Origin of the sequence: Marivita sp. (assembly GCF_048006345.1) — a bacterium.
Taxonomy (GTDB): Bacteria; Pseudomonadota; Alphaproteobacteria; order Rhodobacterales; family Rhodobacteraceae; genus Marivita.
Window position 1 is genome coordinate 1104247 of the sequence record NZ_CP180351.1, and the last position, 19110, is coordinate 1123356.

16 protein-coding genes, 1 tRNA gene and 1 pseudogene are annotated in these 19110 nt (G+C 60.9%); 12 read left to right on the forward strand and 6 right to left on the reverse strand.

Translation table 11 applies throughout. From position 1 onward, the window contains the following. Nucleotides 1–33 precede the first annotated feature (33 nt). On the reverse strand, nt 34–717 hold the full coding sequence (locus ACMVPR_RS05505) for a FadR/GntR family transcriptional regulator (protein WP_292267992.1): 684 nt from the start codon (nt 715–717) through the stop codon (nt 34–36). Between the two features lie 186 nt (nt 718–903). Between ACMVPR_RS05505 and ACMVPR_RS05510 the strand changes: the two genes are divergently transcribed. The 4 genes from ACMVPR_RS05510 (at nt 904) to ACMVPR_RS05525 (ending at nt 4792) form a co-directional block, all read left to right on the forward strand. Beyond that, entirely contained in the window at nt 904–1590 is a 687-nt protein-coding gene (locus tag ACMVPR_RS05510) for a fumarylacetoacetate hydrolase family protein (RefSeq protein WP_416882038.1), read from the forward strand. A gap of 149 nt (nt 1591–1739) precedes the next feature. Further along, nucleotides 1740–2675: a dihydrodipicolinate synthase family protein gene (locus ACMVPR_RS05515; protein WP_416882039.1), complete on the forward strand. Its 936-nt coding sequence runs from the start codon at nt 1740–1742 to the stop codon at nt 2673–2675. Nucleotides 2676–2690: 15 nt separating this feature from the next. Continuing rightward, a complete protein-coding gene (gene hydA, locus ACMVPR_RS05520) occupies nt 2691–4139 on the forward strand; it encodes a dihydropyrimidinase (protein WP_416882040.1) in 1449 nt (482 codons plus the stop codon). After that, a complete protein-coding gene (locus tag ACMVPR_RS05525; RefSeq protein WP_416882041.1) occupies nt 4136–4792 on the forward strand; it encodes an aspartate/glutamate racemase family protein in 657 nt (218 codons plus the stop codon). The genes hydA and ACMVPR_RS05525 overlap by 4 nt, the downstream gene beginning before the upstream one ends. On the opposite strand, the gene ACMVPR_RS05530 is transcribed toward ACMVPR_RS05525, so the two are convergent. Then, nucleotides 4789–5766, reverse strand: coding sequence for a LysR family transcriptional regulator (locus ACMVPR_RS05530; protein WP_416882042.1), 978 nt, complete (start codon nt 5764–5766; stop codon nt 4789–4791). The genes ACMVPR_RS05525 and ACMVPR_RS05530 overlap by 4 nt on opposite strands. A gap of 187 nt (nt 5767–5953) precedes the next feature. Between ACMVPR_RS05530 and ACMVPR_RS05535 the strand changes: the two genes are divergently transcribed. The 7 genes from ACMVPR_RS05535 to ACMVPR_RS05565 all read left to right on the forward strand — a co-directional run bounded on the left by ACMVPR_RS05535 (nt 5954) and on the right by ACMVPR_RS05565 (nt 13488). Continuing rightward, a complete protein-coding gene (locus ACMVPR_RS05535; RefSeq protein ID WP_416882043.1) occupies nt 5954–7573 on the forward strand; it encodes an ABC transporter substrate-binding protein in 1620 nt (539 codons plus the stop codon). 79 nt (nt 7574–7652) lie between these two features. Further along, the gene (locus tag ACMVPR_RS05540) at nt 7653–8630 is read left to right on the forward strand and encodes an ABC transporter permease (protein ID WP_292268399.1); all 978 of its coding nucleotides are present in this window, start codon (nt 7653–7655) and stop codon (nt 8628–8630) included. Then, on the forward strand, nt 8627–9667 hold the full coding sequence (locus ACMVPR_RS05545; protein ID WP_416882044.1) for an ABC transporter permease: 1041 nt from the start codon (nt 8627–8629) through the stop codon (nt 9665–9667). Before ACMVPR_RS05540 ends, ACMVPR_RS05545 begins: the two co-directional genes overlap by 4 nt. Continuing rightward, nucleotides 9664–10644 carry an ABC transporter ATP-binding protein gene (locus ACMVPR_RS05550; protein WP_416882045.1) on the forward strand — a complete coding sequence of 327 codons (981 nt, stop codon included), beginning with the start codon at nt 9664–9666 and terminating at the stop codon, nt 10642–10644. The genes ACMVPR_RS05545 and ACMVPR_RS05550 overlap by 4 nt, the downstream gene beginning before the upstream one ends. Beyond that, nucleotides 10641–11639 (forward strand): ABC transporter ATP-binding protein, encoded by a 999-nt coding sequence (locus tag ACMVPR_RS05555; protein ID WP_416882046.1) that lies wholly within the window; start codon nt 10641–10643, stop codon nt 11637–11639. The genes ACMVPR_RS05550 and ACMVPR_RS05555 overlap by 4 nt, the downstream gene beginning before the upstream one ends. Then, nucleotides 11636–12514, forward strand: coding sequence for an N-formylglutamate amidohydrolase (locus ACMVPR_RS05560; protein ID WP_416882047.1), 879 nt, complete (start codon nt 11636–11638; stop codon nt 12512–12514). Before ACMVPR_RS05555 ends, ACMVPR_RS05560 begins: the two co-directional genes overlap by 4 nt. Next, nucleotides 12511–13488, forward strand: coding sequence for a succinylglutamate desuccinylase/aspartoacylase domain-containing protein (locus tag ACMVPR_RS05565; protein ID WP_416882048.1), 978 nt, complete (start codon nt 12511–12513; stop codon nt 13486–13488). Before ACMVPR_RS05560 ends, ACMVPR_RS05565 begins: the two co-directional genes overlap by 4 nt. 18 nt (nt 13489–13506) lie before the next feature. Here the strand turns inward: ACMVPR_RS05565 and ACMVPR_RS05570 are convergent, their stop codons facing one another. From ACMVPR_RS05570 to ACMVPR_RS05580, 3 genes are all read right to left on the reverse strand, one after another. Then, entirely contained in the window at nt 13507–14592 is a 1086-nt protein-coding gene (locus ACMVPR_RS05570) for a 2Fe-2S iron-sulfur cluster-binding protein (protein WP_416882049.1), read from the reverse strand. 4 nt (nt 14593–14596) lie between these two features. Further along, the gene (locus ACMVPR_RS05575; protein ID WP_416882050.1) at nt 14597–15838 is read right to left on the reverse strand and encodes an aromatic ring-hydroxylating oxygenase subunit alpha; all 1242 of its coding nucleotides are present in this window, start codon (nt 15836–15838) and stop codon (nt 14597–14599) included. 251 nt (nt 15839–16089) lie between these two features. Further along, complete coding sequence (locus tag ACMVPR_RS05580) at nt 16090–18135, reverse strand: FAD-dependent oxidoreductase (protein ID WP_416882051.1); 2046 nt, start codon at nt 18133–18135, stop codon at nt 16090–16092. A gap of 115 nt (nt 18136–18250) precedes the next feature. On the opposite strand from ACMVPR_RS05580, the pseudogene ACMVPR_RS05585 reads away from it, so the two are divergent. After that, nucleotides 18251–18886: pseudogene (locus ACMVPR_RS05585) on the forward strand (TetR/AcrR family transcriptional regulator). A gap of 95 nt (nt 18887–18981) precedes the next feature. On the opposite strand, the gene ACMVPR_RS05590 reads toward ACMVPR_RS05585, so the two are convergent. Continuing rightward, nucleotides 18982–19056, reverse strand: a tRNA-Asn gene (locus ACMVPR_RS05590). Nucleotides 19057–19110: the final 54 nt, after the last annotated feature.

Sequence of the window (19110 nt, forward strand, 5' to 3'; positions counted from 1 at the left end):
GTTGTTTCTGTCCCGCGGGTTGTGCTCTTGTCTTCAGGCCTCCCCAAACAATCTTGCAGAGACCGAACCGAGATGTGCGCGCATGGCCTCCTGAGCGGCCTTGGGGTCGCGCGCCTCGATGGCTGCGACAATGGCGTCATGTTCGGCAAAGCTCGAATGGGTGCGCGGCGGACGTTCTGACGTGCGAATGACCATGTTCCACGCAACGGCGCGTCGAACGGCGTTCAGATGGTCGAACAAGGACAGCAACAGCACGTTGTCCGTCGCTTCGGCCAGAACGCGGTGAAAATTGTCATCCTGCGCTTCGTATTCGTCCCAGTTCGGTGCTTCGGTCGCGAGGTCACGGGATCGCTTGAGACGCCGAACCGCCTCTTCGGACGCGTGCAGGGCAGCTTCGCGGGCAATGGCTGGTTCCAGCGACAGGCGGGCCCGCATCAGTTGCACGGGTGTGACCTGTTGGCTGAGCAGTTTGAGGTTGCTTGGACCAGACGTGACATTGGGCGACGCGATGAACGTGCCTTTTCCGACGTGTCGCCAGATCGCTCCTTCGTGTTCCAGAGTGTCCAGCGCCTTGCGCAGTCGGGCACGGGTCACATCAAGGCGCACAATCAGATCCCGCTCTGATTCAAGGCGGTCACCGGGCTTGTATCCCCCTTCGGCAATGTAGGACCGCAGTTTGGAAACCACGTCATCCGCATCCACCGTGACAGAGTTCATGAGCACGACTCGGCCCTCACATTGGTCAACCAATTTCCACCAATTTGGCGGTTCTGGTCTGACGGTAAGCCTAAATTGGGCGATCAATCAATGATTTTTCTTGCATTTCGCCGGGTGGTCTAGAATTGATTTACGCATGGCGCTGAGCTAATCCACCCTAAGCCTTCAAAAAATCCGGAGAACCGCATGACCCAATACGCAATCGAAACGCCGCCTGTCGTGGCACTTCCCGTGGCCGGGCAGGATACGATGTTTCCGGTCCGCCGGATTTACTGCATCGGTCGCAACTATGCGGCTCATGCGATCGAAATGGGTCATGATCCGGACCGCGAAGATCCGTTCTTCTTTCAGAAAAATCCCAACAATCTCAGTACGTCGGATGCCTTTCCTTATCCACCGCACACGTCGGATGTGCACCATGAGGCAGAAATGCTGGTGGCCTTGAAGACGGGTGGGACCAACATTCCGGTGTCGTCGGCGCTCGACCATGTGTTTGGCTACGGACTGGCGCTCGACATGACGCGGCGCGACCTGCAGGGAATCGCCAAAAAGGCAGGTCGCCCATGGGAGATCGGCAAGGCGTTCGAACAGTCTGCGCCCTGCGGACCGATTCACACCGTGGAAGAGGTGGGACATCTCGACCAGGGCCGCGTCGAGCTCAAGGTCAACGGCGAGGTGCGCCAGGAAGGCGACCTGAACCAGATGATCTGGAAGGTGCCGGAAATGATCTCGTACCTGTCCGAGTATTTTGAACTGGCCCCCGGTGATGTGATCCTGTCCGGCACGCCGTCCGGTGTGGGCCCGGTGGTGAAGGGTGACACGATGGAGCTGAGCATCGACGGATTGGGCAGCCTGACCGTTACCGTCATCTGAGAATGCCGCATAATTGATCGCTTGCGCATCCGCCGCCGACAACCCGGCAGCGGATGCTGGCGTGTTTTCGAATGATGGGTATTCTGCGGCCAGACGGACCGACCGGCACCCAACGACCGGACCGGCCGCAATCAAGGGAGAATTTTGCAATGCCAAACCGGATCGACAGGCAGTCTGAAGGGGTTTTCATCATCGCCGCCACGCCTTTTGCGAGCGACGGCGCGCTGGATTTGGACAGCACCGACCGCATGGTGGATTTCTACCTTGACTGTGGTGTGACGGGGATGACGATCCTTGGCATCATGGGGGAAGCCCCGAAGCTGTCTGGCGAAGAATCGACACGCTTTGCCAAGCACATCCTTGATCGCGTCGCGGGCCGGGTGCCCGTGGTTGTGGGGGTCTCTGGTGCCGGGCTCGACAATATGGCGCGGCTCTCGCACAGCGTGATGGATGCAGGTGCCGCTGGCGTCATGGTGGCCCCGATGCCGGGACTGGCGACCGAGGTAAAACTCAAGGGGTATTACGCTCAGGTCTGTTCCGCTTTGGGGTCGGACGTGCCGGTCTGTATGCAGGACTACCCGCAAACCACAGGCGTGCAGTTCAGCGTGGAAACCATCCTGCAGCTCACCCGCGACCATGACCAGATCGTCATGCTCAAACACGAGGATTGGCCGGGGCTGAACAAGCTGTCTCGCGTGCGGGCCGAGAGTGGCACCGCCGACACACCGCGCCTATCGATCCTGACAGGCAACGCCGCGCTTTTCCTGCCTCAGGAATTGGCGCGCGGCGCAGATGGTGCAATGACCGGGTTCGCGTATCCCGAGATGCTGGTGCAAGTGGTCGAACGGCACAAGTCGGGGGATGTGGACGGGGCGGAAGATCTGTTCGACGCTTATCTGCCGATGGTGCGATACGAGCAGCAGTTGGGCATCGGGCTCGCCATCCGCAAGGAAATCCTGCACCGTCGGGGTGTGCTGGCGGCCCCTAAGGTGCGCGCGCCGGGACCGTCGATGACCAAGGCCGATCACGACGAACTGACCCGGCTGATGGACAGGCTGGTTCGCAAGCTGGCGGCATTGGGCTAGAAGGGAAACGACATCATGCAGCATGATCTGGTGATCAAGGGTGGCACGCTTGCCACTGCGTCCGAAACGTTTAGCGCCGATATCGGCATCCGCGACGGCAAGATCGCGACCTTGGGCCATGACCTGAGCGGTGAAGACGTGATCGACGCCACGGGTAAGCTGGTCCTGCCCGGCGGGATCGAAGCGCATTGCCATATCGCGCAGGAAAGCGGCATGGGGCTGATGACGTCGGACGATTACGAATCCGGCTCGATCTCAGCGGCGTTTGGCGGGAATTCCTGTTTCGTACCGTTTGCCGCGCAAAAACCGGGGCAGAGCGTGGCCGACACGCTGGCCACCTATGATGGACGCGCAGCCCCCAAATCGGTGATCGATTATTCCTACCACTTGATCCTGACCGATCCGAACCCATCGGTTCTTGAGGAACTGCCGGGGGTTTTCGACCGGGGCATCACCTCGTTCAAGGTCTTTATGACATACGCCACCCGCGTCAGCGATGCGCAGTTTCTGGATATCCTGACGGTGGCGCGCCGGCATGGTGGGCTGACGATGGTGCATGCGGAAAACCACGACATGCTGACATGGATGGCCTCCGCCTTGGCGGACAATGGCTATACCGAACCCAAGTTCCACGCCCCCGCGCGTCCCGGTTTGGCGGAAGAAGAGGCGATCAACCGAGCGATCAGCCTGTCCAAGCTGACCAATGCGCCGCTGATGATCGTGCATGTCTCCACGCCGAAAGGTGCGGAACTGGTGGCGCAAGCCCGCGCGGATGGGGCCTATGTCTTTGGCGAAACCTGCCCGCAATACCTGTTCCTGACGAAACACGATTTGGACCGTCCGGGGATGGAGGGGGCGAAATACATCTGTTCGCCGCCTCTGCGCGATACCCACACGCAAGAGGTGCTCTGGCGGCACATCGCGCGCGGCACGTTCAGCGTCGTGTCCTCGGACCATGCGCCGTTCCGGTATGATGATACGGGCAAGTTCTCGAACGGTCGGGACGTGGATTTCCGCAAGATCGCCAACGGCATGCCGGGGATCGAGATGCGCCTGCCGATGATGTTCTCGGAAGGGGTGGTCAAAGGCAGGATCAACCTCAACCAGTTTGTTGCCCTGTCCTCGACCAACGCGGCGCGGCTTTACGGGATGCACCCGAACAAGGGCACCTTGGCCATCGGGGCGGACGCCGATATCGCGATCTGGGACCCGACAGAGACCCGCATCGCGGGCGAGATGCACGACGCGATGGACTACAACCCGTTCGAAGGGATGGAAGTGACCGGCTGGCCGATCACGGTTCTGACACGCGGAAAGCGGATCGTGGATCAAGGCGAACTGATTGCCAAACCGGGGGATGGTGCCTTTGTCAAACGTGGGCGCAGCGATCTGTCGGGGTTGACGGGAACATGCCTGCCGGAGACCGACCCGGCCACCAATTTCGGCGCGGAGATCCTCAAGTGACCGGACCCATCGTGGTCATCAATCCGAACTCCAATCAGGCTGTGACCGATGGATTGCGCGACGCGCTGGCCACGTTCAGCCTGCAAGGCGGTCCAGCCATCGAATGCCTGACATTGAAGGAAGGCCCGTTCGGCATCGAAAGCCAGCGCGATTCCGACAGCGTGATCCTGCCGCTGGCCGCGCTCATGCAATCGCGCCCGGATGCCGGGGCCTTCGTGATCGCCTGCTATTCGGATCCCGGTATCGACACCTGCCGGTCTGTCGTGCCGCAGCCGGTGTTCGGCATTCAGGAAAGCGGCGTTTTGACCGCGATGGCGCGGGCGGACCGGTTCGGGGTCATTGCGCTGGCCGACGGGTCGATTCCGCGCCACCGTCGGTACATGGCACGGATGCAGGTTCTGGATCGGCTGGCCTGCGAGATCGCGTTGAACATGAGTGTCGATGAAAGCGCACGGGGGCAGGGCACCTTTGTCCGACTGGTTGAGGTTGGCACGTCCCTCAAGGCCCACGGCGCGGGTGCCGTGATCCTTGGCTGTGCCGGGATGGCGCGGCATCATGCTGCGCTTGAGGCGGAGTTGGGTGTTCCCGTGATCGACCCGACGCAGGCGGCGGTGACGATGGCGCTTGGTGCGCTCCTCGCAGCGTCGGTTTAGAACAAGACCGATCCCGCGACCTCGGCTTGCAGAAGAGACTCGGCACTGGGTTCCGCCGATTTGTTGTCGGAGCCATGCCAAGCCGGGTCTGACCGGATCGACAGTTTCACATGCCGCATAAAGGCCCGAGCCTCACGGGTCAGCGGTCGTACCGTCGAGACGGCAAAGGACGTGCGATAATAAAACTTAGGCAGGAAGGGGCGGATGATCAGCGTCGGATCATCGGCGCGCAAGACCGGGAAAGGACAGATGATCGACACGCCGCAACCTTGCCGCGCAAGCGTGACCGCGCTGAGCCCGGTCGCCACCTCGGCGACACGATGCGGCACCGACCCTGCTTCGGCGAACAGCCGGTCCAGCCGGGACCGCACGATGTGACGGCGCAGAATGGAAATGAAATCCACACCATGCAGCAGGTCCGGTGTGATGACCTCGTGTTTGGACAGCGGATGGTTTCGCGCCATCACGCAAACCGCTTCGCTGGAATGAAAGGGGATCAGTTCCATCGCGGAATGGGTGAGATCGGCATGGGTGAACCCCAGATCCACGGAATCGTCGACCAGTCGGCTCACCAATCCGTTCGAGGTACAGGTTTCCAGCGACATGCGCTGTCCGGGATGCAGCTTCATGAAGCTGGCCATTTGCGTGCCGACGAGATCCGACAGAGATGGCGGAGCGGCAAGGCGCAAAGGCTGGCTGCCTGGGTCGTCGGGATCGGTGCCGTTGATCAGCGAAATGGCATCAAACAGGCGATCCAGTTGCGCGTTCAGCCGCAGCGCTTCGGCCGTGGGGCGTAACCTGCCGCCGCGCCGTTCGAACAGCACAACATCCAGACGGGATTCCAATGTGCTGATGGCGCGGCTGACGGTTGGTTGAGTGACGCCAAGCAGGCGGCTTGCGCCATTGGTGGTGCCTGAGGTGATCACCGCACGGAGTGCTTCGTATTCGCGGATCGAATGCCAATTGCTGCGCATGTCACCTCTTCAACCGGGAGGTTGGGCTGTGACCGCCAATCATGCGGTCTTGACATATGTCTATAGCAAATCAGCATCGAGTCTACACTTCCTTCGTTTTGATGCGGTGTTAGGCTTGGTGTCATTCTCAAACACAAAAACCAATTCGGGCCGAATTGCCGGACCCGGACACGCAGGGAGATATGACATGAACCTCAGGTATCTGCGCCTGACAGCGCTTGCCGTTGCAACTGCATTGCCGGCACTGCCCGCTGTTGCACAGGATTTACGGATTGGACTGGCCTCTGAACCCAGTTCGGCTGACCCGCATTTTCACAACCTCGGACCGAACAACCAGCTTCGGCGCAACATCTTCCAGTCGCTGGTTGGCACGGACGACAAGCAAAAGCTTTACCCGGAGCTTGCTGTAAGCTGGAAGCCGCTTGATGACACGCGCTGGGAATTCAAGCTGCGGGACGGTGTGACCTTCTCGGACGGATCAACCTTTGACGCCTATGACGTTGTTTATTCCGTCTGCCGCATTCCGGGCGTGCCGGACTCGCCGTCGCTCTTTACGACCTACACCAAGGCGGTCACCGGGTTTGAAGTCCCCGATCCGCTGACACTCATCGTTGAAACCGCGTCGCCCTATCCGCTGTTGCCGACCGAGTTCTCGACTTGGGGAATCATCTCGGCCAAGGCCAATGGTGTCGATGGGGCGTCGATCGTATTCTCGCCCGATGGCTGTGGCGATCTGGCCTATCCGGAAACCCAAGCCTTCAACGACGGCTCTGCCGCGATTGGCACCGGGCCGTTCCTTCTGGAAAGCTTCCGCCGGGGTGAAGGCATCGAATTGGTGCGCAATCCCGACTATTGGGGGGATGCTGCTCCGTGGGAACGGGTGAGCATGAAGCCTCTGACCTCGGATGGTCCGCGGGTTGCGGCGCTGTTTGCGGGAGATGTCGATTTCATCGAAAACCCGCCGCTTCAGGATCTGGAGCGGATCAATTCCGAAGGTGGATTGAAGGTGGTTCAGGGGATCTCGAACCGTGTGATCTACCTGCATATGGACCACGCACAGGAACCTAGCCCGATGATCACCGGGACCGACGGCAAGAACCCGTTGAAAGACGTGCGCGTGCGTGAGGCCCTGTCCATTGCCATCAACCGCGATGCCATCGTCGACCGCATCATGGGCGGTGTCGCCGTGGCCGCGGGTGAACTGCTTCCCGCAGGCATGTTCGGCGCGCATGAAGAAGGGCAAATGCCGCCCGCACCCTACGATCCCGACCGTGCAAAGGCGCTTTTGGCCGAGGCCGGGTATCCGAACGGCTTTGGCATCACCATCGGCACGCCGAACGACCGCTACATCAACGACGCACAGGTGGCTCAGGCCGTGGCGCAGATGTGGGCGCGGATCGGTGTGGAAACCGGCATCGACGCCGTGACGGCTTCGACCTTCTTCTCGCGCCGCAATGCGTTTGAATTCTCGGTCTATCTGGCTGGCTGGGGTGCAGGCACAGGCGAAATGTCATCGCCGATCAAGGCCCTTGTCGCCACACGGGATGGTGATCGTGGCTATGGCGGCACCAACCGGGGGCAGTATTCGAACCCCGAGGTGGACGATCTGCTGACCAAGGCACTGGCCACCGTGGACGATGACGCCCGTCAGGAGTTGCTGCGTGAATCGTCGCGTGTCGCGATGGCGGATTGGGCCATCCTGCCGCTGCATTTCGAAGTGACACCCTGGGCCATGACCGACAAGGTCAGCTATGTGCCGCGTGTCGACCAGTACACCTTGCCGGCGTTGATCACGCCCGCAAACTAAGTGCGACCAACCCCGCGGCGAGGCAGGACTTCGCCGCGGGATGTTCCCGCAATCCCATCCCTCGGAAAGTCCGTGCACGATGCTCGTTTACCTGCTCAGAAGGATCGCGCAGTCCATTTTCGTCGCCTTGGCGATGATGGTGATCGTGTTTTTCGGGATCTACATGATCGGCAATCCGATCGACATTCTGATCTCCCCGGACGCCACCCCGCGCGAGATCGAAGAGACCATGGCGCGGTTCGGGTTCGACCAGCCGATCTACATTCAGTTTTTCACCTTCGTCGGCAACGCGCTTCAGGGTGATCTTGGTCGCAGCTTTGTGCATGGCGAAAGCGCGGTCACACTTATCCTGCATTACATGCCCGCGACGCTCGAACTGGCCGCGTTGGGATTGATCTTTTCGGTCCTGATTGGCGTGCCGTTGGGTGTTTACGCAGGCTACAAGGCCGACAAATGGCAGGGCCGGGCGATCATGACCGGGTCGATCTTCGGCTTTTCGCTGCCCAATTTCTGGGTCGGGATGCTGCTGATCCTGATCTTCGCCGTCGAGTTGCGATGGCTTCCCTCGACGGGACGGGGGGACACGGTGGATGTGTTTGGCATTCGACTGTCGATCTTTTCCGAAAACGGTCTGCAATACATGATCCTGCCCGCTTTGACGCTTGCGCTTTACAAAGCGTCACTCGTGACCCGATTGGCGCGTGCGGGGACGCAAGAAGCGCTGGTGCAGGACTACGTGAAATTCGCCCGCGCCAAGGGGGTTTCGGAGACGCGCATCCTGTTCGTACATGTGCTCAAGAACATCATGATCCCCATCGTCACTGTCCTTGGGCTCGAACTGGGATCGATGATCGCCTTCGCCGTGGTCACCGAGACCGTGTTTGCCTGGCCGGGCATGGGCAAGTTGTTGATCGACTCGATCCTGACGCTGGATCGGCCTGTGATCGTTGCCTACCTGATGATGACGGTCCTGATCTTCATCGTCATCAACCTTGTCGTCGATATTTTCTACACCCTGCTTGATCCGCGTGTGCGTGTCACCGGAGGCACGTCATGACCGAAACGTCGATCCCGCAGACCGCTCAGCCCCCGGTACGGGACCGCATGCTGTGGCCCGCAATTGGTGTGGTGTGCCTTGCCACGATTGCTCTCGCTTTTGGGCCGGATTGGGCAAGCCTGCCTGCAAGGATTGTGCTGTTCCTCGCAGGCGTCGCGCTGGCGGCGCAGCTGCTCAAGGGGCGGAGCAGGCAGTTCTTCAATGGCCCGATGGCCTATGCCGCGACCGGGAGCCTTGTTCTTCTGGTGATTCTTGCGCTTTTCGCCAACGAAATCTCGCCGCAGAACCCTTACGACCTGCGCCAGCTTGATATCATGGATGGGCGCCTGCCGCCCGGCGCGACCAATTTCGACGGAACCTTCACCTATCATCTGGGTACGGACGAGCAGGGCCGTGACATCCTGTCGGGCATCCTCTATGGGCTGCGCGTGTCGCTCAGCGTGGCGATCGTAGCGACGCTGATTGCGATGGCGATTGGCGTGGTGGTCGGCATCTATGCCGCGTGGGCCGGAGGCCGGATCGAGTCGATCTTGATGCGGCTGGTGGACCTGCAACTGTCTTTCCCATCGATCCTTGTGGCGCTGATGCTGATGGCCGCCTTCGGGCGTGGACTCGACAAGGTGGTGATCGCGCTGATCATCGTGCAATGGGCCTATTACGCCCGCACCGTACGGGGGACTGCGCTGTCGGAAACCCGAAAGGAATATATCGACGCCGCGCGGGGTCTGGGGCTGCCGGTGCGCAAGATCATCTTCCGCCACCTTCTGCCCAACTGCATTCCGCCGCTTCTGGTGATTTCGACCGTGCAGATAGCGAACACCATCGTTCTGGAATCCTCGCTGTCCTTTCTGGGGGTCGGTGTGCCGGTCACGCAGCCGTCGCTCGGGCTGCTCATTGCGAATGGCTATGACTACATGCTGTCTGGCCAATACTGGATGAGCATGTATCCCGGCGTGGCGTTGCTGGCCATCGTGGCGTCCATCAACCTTGTCGGCGACCGTCTGCGCGACACCCTGAACCCGAGGTTGCGGAAATGAGCGTTCTCGAAGTCAGGAACCTGCAAACCCATTTCTTCACCGATGCGGGGGTCGTGAAGGCAGTCGATGGCGTGGATTTCGCGCTTGATGAAGGCGAGGTGCTGGGCCTTGTAGGGGAAAGCGGATCGGGGAAGTCGGTCACCGGGTTTTCCATCCTGCGCCTTGTCGATGCGCCGGGCCGGGTGGTGGGCGGTCAAATCCTCTTTCGCGGGCAGGACCTGGCGCAACTGTCTGAACCCGAGATGCGGCGGATGCGCGGCAACCGGATCGCGATGATCTTTCAGGATCCGATGATGACGCTGAACCCGGTGCTGCGGATCGACACCCAGATGATCGAAGCCGTGCGCGCCCATGAGCGGGTCAGCGCCAAGGCGGCACGGGATCGGGCGATCTCGGCTTTGGCCAAGGTGGGCATTCCATCCCCTGCAGAGAGGCTTGAAGCCTATCCGCACCAGTTTTCCGGCGGCATGCGGCAGCGTGTGGCAATTGCCATCGCCTTGCTGAACGGTCCCGACCTGATCGTCGCGGACGAGCCGACGACGGCGCTGGATGTGACGATCCAAAGCCAGATCCTTGCCGAGGTGCAGGGCTTGGCCAAGGAAACCGGAACCTCGCTGATCTGGATCACCCATGACCTTGCCGTGGTGGCAGGCCTCGCTGATCGTGTGGCGGTGATGTATGCGGGGCGCATCGTCGAAACAGGTGGGACGGATCAGGTGCTAACGCAGCCCGGTCATCCCTATTCTGTCGGATTGCTCGGATCGATCCCCGGGCACGGGCACCGAGGGCAAAGGTTGGCGCAGATCCCCGGTATGGCCCCCAACATGGCCCGATTGCCAGAAGGATGCGCCTTCGCGCCGCGCTGTTTCCGCGTCCAGGATCAGTGTCGTAAGGATGCGCCACGGATTACCGAACCAGCGCCGGGCCAGCACTTGCGCTGTCACTTCCCCGTGCTGGAACGCGAGGCGCTGTCATGACCGCGATGCTCGAACTCGATGCCGTGTCGCGGCAATTCATCCGCAAGCTCGATTCCATTGAAAAGCTGGCGCGCAAGCTGGGGGCAAATGTCTCGGAAAGCTGCGTCAACGCCGTTGATGGTGCCAGCTTTTCGGTTGCGCGGGGCGAAGTGGTCGGGCTGGTCGGTGAGTCCGGGTGTGGCAAATCCACCTTGGGCCGCATGGTGGCGGGCCTGTTGCCGGTGACGGGTGGCAAAATCCGGTTTGAAGGCGTGGATGTGACCGATGCCGCAACGCCCGAGGCCAAGTCTGCGCGACTGCGGATACAGATGATCTTTCAGGACCCGATGTCATCGCTCAATCCCCGGATGCGGGTTGAGGACATTGTGGGGGAAGCGGCGGTTTATCACGGCCTCACCTCCCGGCGCGAAATGCCGGACTACGTGGCCGCGACGCTGGAAAAGGTCGGGCTTGATCCCGCCTACGCCCAGCGCTTCCCGCACCAGTTCTCCGGTGGCCAGCGCCAGCGTATCGGCATTGCCCGCGCGCTTGCGGTCAAACCCGAATTTCTGATCTGTGATGAAAGCATCGCGGCGTTGGACGTGTCGATTCAGGCGCAGGTGATCAACCTGTTTCAGGACCTGCGCCGCGATCTGGACCTGACCTACCTTTTCATCAGCCACGACCTTGGGGTGATCGAACACATCGCCGACCGGGTGGTGGTGATGTATCTGGGCCGGATCGTCGAGATCGGCACAACCGAAGCGCTGTTTGATGCGCCGCGCCATCCCTATACGCAGGCGCTGATCGACCAGATTCCGCGGCTGGATGGCGGGCGGCAAAGCTTTCGGACGATCAAGGGCGAAATCCCGTCGCCGCTGAACCCTCCACCCGGCTGCCATTTCCACCCACGCTGCCCCTTCGCGGGGCCACGCTGCCAGCGCGAGGTTCCGGTGTTGCGTCACGAGGGCACCCGCGCCATCGCCTGCCATCTCGAAGACGGAGGAACTGAATGACCCTGCATATTCCCGGTGTGCTGACTGTCGAAGGACAGGGCACGCAGCGCCTTCCTCTTGTGATGGACAGCCCTCATTCCGGCACCGACTACCCTTTGGATTTCAATCATGCTGCCGATCCGCAAACGCTGCGCCACGCCGAGGACACCCATGTGCATGACCTTTGGGCCGGGGCTGTTCAGGCAGGGGCGCTGCTCTTGCACGCGCATTTCCCGCGATCTTACGTAGATGCGAACCGCGCATCCGACGATATGGACCCTGCAGCGATTGAGGGGGTGTATCCCGAATCGCTGAACCCGTCGATCAAAAGCCAGCTTGGCATTGGCCTCTGCTGGACACGCGTGCCACCGGACGGAGGGCCGCTGTATGACCGCCCACTGACCTCAGACGAGGTCTACGCGCGGGTGACCAACTACCACCGCCCGTACCAGACCAAGCTTCGGTCACTCTTGGATGCCGCACACGCGCACTGGGGCACGGTCTGGCACGTAAACTGCCATTCGATGCAAGAGGTGGCGTCAGCCATGTCGACGCAGGACAAGGGTACCCCGCGCCCCGACTTCGTGCTGGGCGACCGGGATGGGACCGCCTGTGCCCCTGCCTTCACCGCAGCAGTCGAGAGCTTTCTGACCGGACGGGGCTACAGCGTGGCCATCAACGATCCCTATAAGGGAATGGAACTGGTCCGCGCGAATGGCGCGCCAGCCGAAGGTCGGCATTCGCTCCAGATCGAGGTCAATCGCAAGCTCTATATGGACGAGCGCACCCGCGAACCGAATGCCGGGTATGATGCTTTGAAAGCCACCTTCTCGGATCTGTCCCGCCATCTGGCCGACCATGTCGCTGCGGCCCTCAAGGAAAGCTTTGCGCAATGAGCTCTGCAACAGGTTTGCCCAATATCTATTCGGTCGAACTGTCCCCGCCGGACATCTCCGGCTACGCGTCTGGCAACACAGGCATCCCCTATGTCTGGACCTTTGACAGTGGTGTGGCAGGTCCGCATGTGGCGATCACTGCCGTGGTGCATGGCAATGAACCTTGCGGTGCCATCGCCATTGATTGGCTGATGCAGATGAACCTGCGCCCGCTGAGAGGCGCGCTGTCCTTCGCATTTGTGAACATCGCGGCATACGAGGCGTTCGATCCCGAAGTGCCGGATGCCACGCGCTGGGTCGAAGAGGATTTCAACCGTCTTTGGGGCGAGGGCGTTCTTGATGATCCTGATCGCCGTGTGACACCGGAAGTGGAGCGTGCGCGGGAGATCCGCCCGTGGCTCAGCACGGTCGATCTGCTGCTCGACATCCATTCCATGCAGCACAAGACCGACCCGCTGATCATCGCCGGACCCACTGTAAAAGGACGAACGCTTGGCGGGCAGATCGGTTGGCCGGGGATCGTCGTGACCGACAAGGGCCATGCCGAAGGGCAGCGGATGCGGGATTTCGCGGATTTCGCCGACCCGGCATCAGCCCGCAACGCGGCATTGGTCGAATGTGGTCAGCATTGGGAAGCCGAGGCGGCCGACGTGGCCAAGGATTGCTGCATCGGTTTCCTGCGCGCCACAGGTGCTGTCGCGCCCGATTTCCAGCAGGATCGCATGAACGCGCGTCCGCCTAAGCCTGAGACAAAGTATTACGAGGTGATGCAGCCCGTCACTATAGAAACCGACAACTTCCGCTTTGCGCAGGATTGGCGCGGGTTCGAACACCTTAAGCAAGGCACGCTGATCGGCCATGACGGAGACCGCGAGGTTCTCGCGCCGCATGACCCGACGGTGCTCATCATGCCGTCGCGGCGGCTTTGGCCGGGCAAGACAGCGGTGCGCCTTGCCCGACCGATTGAGGGCTGAAACTTTCGCGCGGTCGGGTCAGACGTCGATCTCGACCGCGCCGATGGGCTTGGAACAGCAGGCCAGAATGTAGCCGCTGTCGATGTCGTCCTGCGAGATACCGCCGTTATGGACCATATGCACCTCGCCGGCGGTCTTGCGGATCTTGCAGGTGCCACAGACACCAAAGGTGCAACCCGACGGGATGACGATCCCCGCACCGCGTGCGACCGCCAGAACCGTATCGGTTTCCATGCACTCTGCCGTGACATCTGATCGTGCGAAAACGACACTGGCCGTGGCGCTGTCATCCGGGATCACATCGTCATGGTCGGGAAGTTGCTCTTCCTTCTTGACCGGGGCGACAAAGCTTTCCTGATGGTACCGCTCCATGTCGTAGCCCAGACCGATCAGCATGTCGCGCACCGCGTCCAGGAATGGTTCCGGCCCGCAGCAATAGACCTCGCGCTCGAGATAGTCGCCTGCGATCAGACCGATCATCAACTGGTTCAACCGCCCGCGAAACCCGGTCCAAACGCGGTAGGGGTCGTCTTCCTCGACAATGAAGAACAGCTTGATTGACGGAACGCGGCTGGCCATCTGCTCCAGCCGTTGGCGACAGATGATGTCCTGAGGGCGCTGCGCGCAGTTGACAAAAACCACGTCGATATCGGTTCCCCGGTCATAGAGATAAGTGGTCATCGACAGCGATGGCGTGATGCCGGACCCGGCCGAGAGGAAAAGGTATTTCTTCTTGGTCGCGCGGGGTAGGGTGAAGATACCCGCTGGTCCCGTCGCCTTGATCTGCATGCCCGGCTTCAGATGATCCAGCATCCAGCGCGTGCCAATACTGCCGGACTGCGCCTTGACCGTGACCGCGATGGTCAGAGGCCGCGACGGCGAGGAGGAGATTGTGTAGGTCTTCCATAGAGTGCCGCCGGGCACCGGCAATTCCAACGTCAGGAATTGCCCTGGCTCATAGCGGAACTGCTTGCCCGATGGAGAGACAAAGCTGAAGGTCGCTGTGTTTGGCGCTTCGGGCACCACGGCACAGCAGACCAACGGTTCAGCATCGGTCCAGATGCCGGCATCGGCGGTGGCGGTCAGATCGGCATCGAGGGCCATAGGGTCATTCCGCCGCGATCGGGGTCGCGCCGCCGGTGATCCCTCGGATCATCGTGGTCGCGTACCAGTCGGTGAACTGGATGTTGCCGCCCTCATGGGTGGGCGAATAGGGACCCGGCGTATAGGCGGGGGATTGGATGCCACGCTGGTTGTTCTCGACCACCTCGCGGTCCTCGTCATTGGTGGCAAGCCACACTTCGGTCAGGCGCTTGAGGTCGTAATCCTGCCCTTCGACCGCGTCCTTGTGGACCAGCCATTTGGTGCAGACTTCGGTCTCCATCGCGCTGATCGGTGTCACGCGGAACAGCAGGATATGATCCGACAGGAAGTGGTTCCAGCAGCCCGGATACTTGTACTTGAGCAGCGACCCTGCATCCTTGAACGGGATCGAGGAGTTGGGCTTTGCCACCGCGACCTTGCCGTTCATCGTATAGCTTTCTGCGCTGTCGAGCAGCGGCGTGCGCACATAGCGCCAATCGCCCAGCGCTGATTCAAGAAAGGCCGATGGTGCGCCCACCGCTTCGCAGCGGGTGATGTGGTTCGACGCCACCTCCGACAGAACGCCCGAATTGTCCGACCCGATATAGCGCGGGTCTTCGGGGAAAGTGCGGCAGAGCGACGGGTGGTTGCCCGAGCAATGGTAGCACTCCCGGTTGTTCTCCCACACCAGCTTCCAGTTGCCATGTTCCACGATGGTGCTCTCAAACGCGACCTTGGAATTCTCCAGATCATGCGGCGCAAGATAGCGCGCGGTCTGGGCGGCAAACTCGGTGATATCAGGCGCATCATCCGCAAGGCAGATATAGACCATACCGGACAGGTTGCGACAGTGGACCTGTTTCAGCCCATGTTTCGAAGGATCGAAATCCGGCCCCATGTCGCGCGCCCAAAGCAGCTTGCCGTCCAGTTCGTAGGTCCACTGGTGGTAGGGGCAAACGAGCTTGGGGTTCGATCCTTTCTTCGACTTGCACAGAACCGACCCGCGATGGCGGCAGGAATTGTGGAAGGCGCGGATCTCGTTGTCGTTGCCGCGCACAATCACCACCGAATAAGCACCAACGTCGTGAACGACGTAATTGCCCGGCTTCGGGATTTCGCAGGAGGGCAGCACGAACAGCCACTCGCGATACCAGATCCGCTCCATATCCGCCTGAAAGACGCCGGGGTCGCAATAGAGATCCTGAGCGAGGGAATGCGCCGGTTTGCGACGCATCAACGTGGACAAGACATCGGCTTCACGCAGCATGGGACACCTATGAATATGGTCTCTCGCCAATCGGCGATGGGATGAAATGGGGGTGGGCCAAAGCCCGGCTTTCTGATCGCGCAATCGCACGCAAGGCGACGGCCCACGTCATGATTTGCGACGCCGCAAATTCAGTTTGCGACCCGCGTCTCGTTGCGGTTTCCCAAGCGTCGGTTTCGCGTGAAAACAGGGCGCAAAAGGAGCGCTCGACCAGCAGAAAATTGCCTCATTAATCGGCATCTGCATGCGCCTCAGATGTCCTTAACCAGACGCAGCGCGTCATAGATCGCGGCGTGAGTGTTGCGGGCGCTGACCGCGTCGCCGATGCGGAACAGTTGGAACGTGCCGCTCTCGTTACGGGTCACATCCTGCGGCTGGCCGTCGATCAACGCGTCGTAATCCACCGCCCCACCGTTCGACGACAATGGCTTGAGCGCGAAATACAAATCGTCCAGCGGAATCGTCCCGTAGTTCACCACCACCTGATCATAGGTTTTTTCGCTGGTGTGATCGCTGTAATCCGTGCCGATCACCGCCTTCAGGCGGTTGCCGTCGCGCATCACGTCCTTGAGCCGTCGGGTTACGGTGAAGGTCACGTCCTTGTCCTGAAGCGCGCGCATATAGGGCACAAGGTTCATCGCCATCACATCGGGCGCGAAGGTGCGGTCGGGTGTCATGATCTCAACCGTGCTGCCTGCATTCGCAGCCACTTCGGCGGCCATGAGGGCAGGGTGGTCGCCGCTTTCATCGTAGATCAGAACCGACTGCCCGGGTTTCACGTCGCCCGCGATGATGTCCCAGGACGAGGTGACAAGCTCGTTCTCACGCCCAGCCTCGAAAAGCTCCGTATTGGGTAGCCCCCCAGTTGCGACGATCACGACGTCGGGGGTGAGCGCAATCACATCCTCGGCCTCGGCCCAAGTGTTGAAGCGGAAGTCCACATCGCGTGCGGCGCATTGTGCCATCCGCCAATCGATGATGCCGATCATCTCGCGGCGGCGTGGGTTCTGCGCGGTCAGGCGAACCTGACCACCGGGATCGGGCTGCGCCTCGAACACCGTCACGTCATGCCCCCGCTCAGACGCCACCCGCGCCGCTTCAAGCCCTGCCGGACCCGCGCCCACGATCACCACTTTCTTGCGGGTCTCAGCAGGCGTGATCTCGTGCGGCATTGTCAGCTCACGGCCCGTGGCCGGGTTGTGAATGCACAGCGCTTCACCTGCGGCATAGATACGATCCAGACAGTAGGTCGCGCCGACACACGGGCGGATATCATCCTCGCGCCCTTCGATGATCTTTTTCACGATATGCGGATCGGCCATGTGAGCACGGGTCATACCGACCATGTCCAACAGACCCGCCTGTACCGCATGGCGCGCCGTTGCCACATCAGGGATGCGCGCGGCGTGGAAGGTGGGCATGCCGGTGGCAGCACGAACGGCACCCGCGAAATCCAGATGCGGCGCGCTTTTCATGCCCTGCACCGGGATCACGTCGGTCATTGCGGGATCGGTGTGGATACGACCCCGGATCACATTCAGGAAATCCACCATACCGGTCGCGGCCAGCCGTCTCGAGATTTCGATGCCTTCCTCACGGGTGATCCCGCCCGCCTCGGCCTCGTCTGCCGTATAGCGCAGACCGACGATGAAATCGTCGCCTACGCGCTTGCGAATGCCACGGAGCACGTCGAGCAGCAGCTTCATCCGGCTGTCGAGCGTCTGGCCCCCATAAGGCCCGTCCAGATCGTTGGTCAGCGGCGACCAGAACTGGTCAAGCAGGTGGCCGTAGACCTGCAATTCGATCCCGTCCATGCCCCCTTCCTTCATCCGCTCTGTGGCATCGGCGAAATCGGTGATGATGCGCTCAATGTCCCAGTCTTCGGCCAGCTTGGGAAACGCCTTGTGTGCCGGTTCGCGGTGTTTGGACGAGGAAACGGAGGGCAGCCAGTTGCCCTTGTTCCAGGTGGTTCGGCGTCCCAGATGGGTCAACTGGATCATCACCGCGCAGCCGTGGTCGTGGCAGGCATCAGTGAGTTGACGTATATAGGGCACGACCTCGTCCTTGTAGGCGAGGATATTGTTGAAAACGGGTGGGCTGTCCTTGGACACCGCTGCCGATCCCGCCGTCATCGCCAGCGCAACTCCTGCCTTGGCGCGTTCGGCGTGATAGGCCGCATAGCGCGTTTTTGGCATGCCGTCTTCGGGATAGGCGGGTTCGTGGCTGGTGGTCATGATGCGGTTGCGCAGCGTCAGATGCTTGAGCTGATAGGGCTGCAGAAGAGGGTCGTTGGACATGGTCACTCCGCGCGGTTTGGTCCAGCGTTGCCGTAAATGTTCATACCTGTCAAGTTTGTGTTCATCACTGACCATTTTGCTTGTCGGCGGCGACATTCGGGCGTAAATCTGCGACATGGCAGATGCTTTGGACATCGACGAAAAGGCGAAAGGCTGGCGTGGATCGCGCGAGGTCTGGCTGGCCGCGGCACGCGAGGCGTTTCTTGAGTCGGGCATCGACGCGGTAAAGATTTAACCATTGGCCAGTCGCCTCGGCCTGTCGCGCACCAGCTTCTACTGGTTTTTCGAGGATCGGGACGCAGTGCTTCAAGCTCTGCTGGATGATTGGGAAGACACCAACACCAGGCGGATGGTTCAGGCGTCAGAGGCCTTTGCCGAAACGATTGCAGAGGCTGCGCTGAATGTCATCGCTGTATTTCTGCCCGGCGGCGGATTTGAATCCCGGCTTGATCTTGCCGTCCGAGGCTGGGCCCACCAGTCGGACACCGTCGCGGCGTCGGTCAATCGCGCCGACGAAACGCGCCTTGCGGCGATGCGGACCATGTTCGACCGGTTTGGGTTCCCATCAGGAGAGGCGGATGTCCGCGCCCGGACGATGTACCTTGTCCAGATCGGCTATATCTCGATGCAGGTTCAGGAAGACCTCGGCCTGCGGCTGAAACGGATTCCCGACTACGTGAAAACCTTTACCGGTCAGGCACCTACGCAAAGCGAACTGGACCGATTTCATGCGCGGGTCGGAAAGGGCTGAAGTTTCTCGTTCAAGATACATGCATGGCGAACGGCCAAAACCAACCAAGCCTGCAGGGTGCAGGATAAGCTAAATTACTGCTTTCTTGGAAGTTTTGGCTCCGGCGGTAGGGATCGAACCTACGACCAATTGATTAACAGTCAACTGCTCTACCGCTGAGCTACGCCGGAACACGAGGCGGGGTTTAGCAACAGTGTCGGACCACGTCCAGAGGGTTTTGTGAA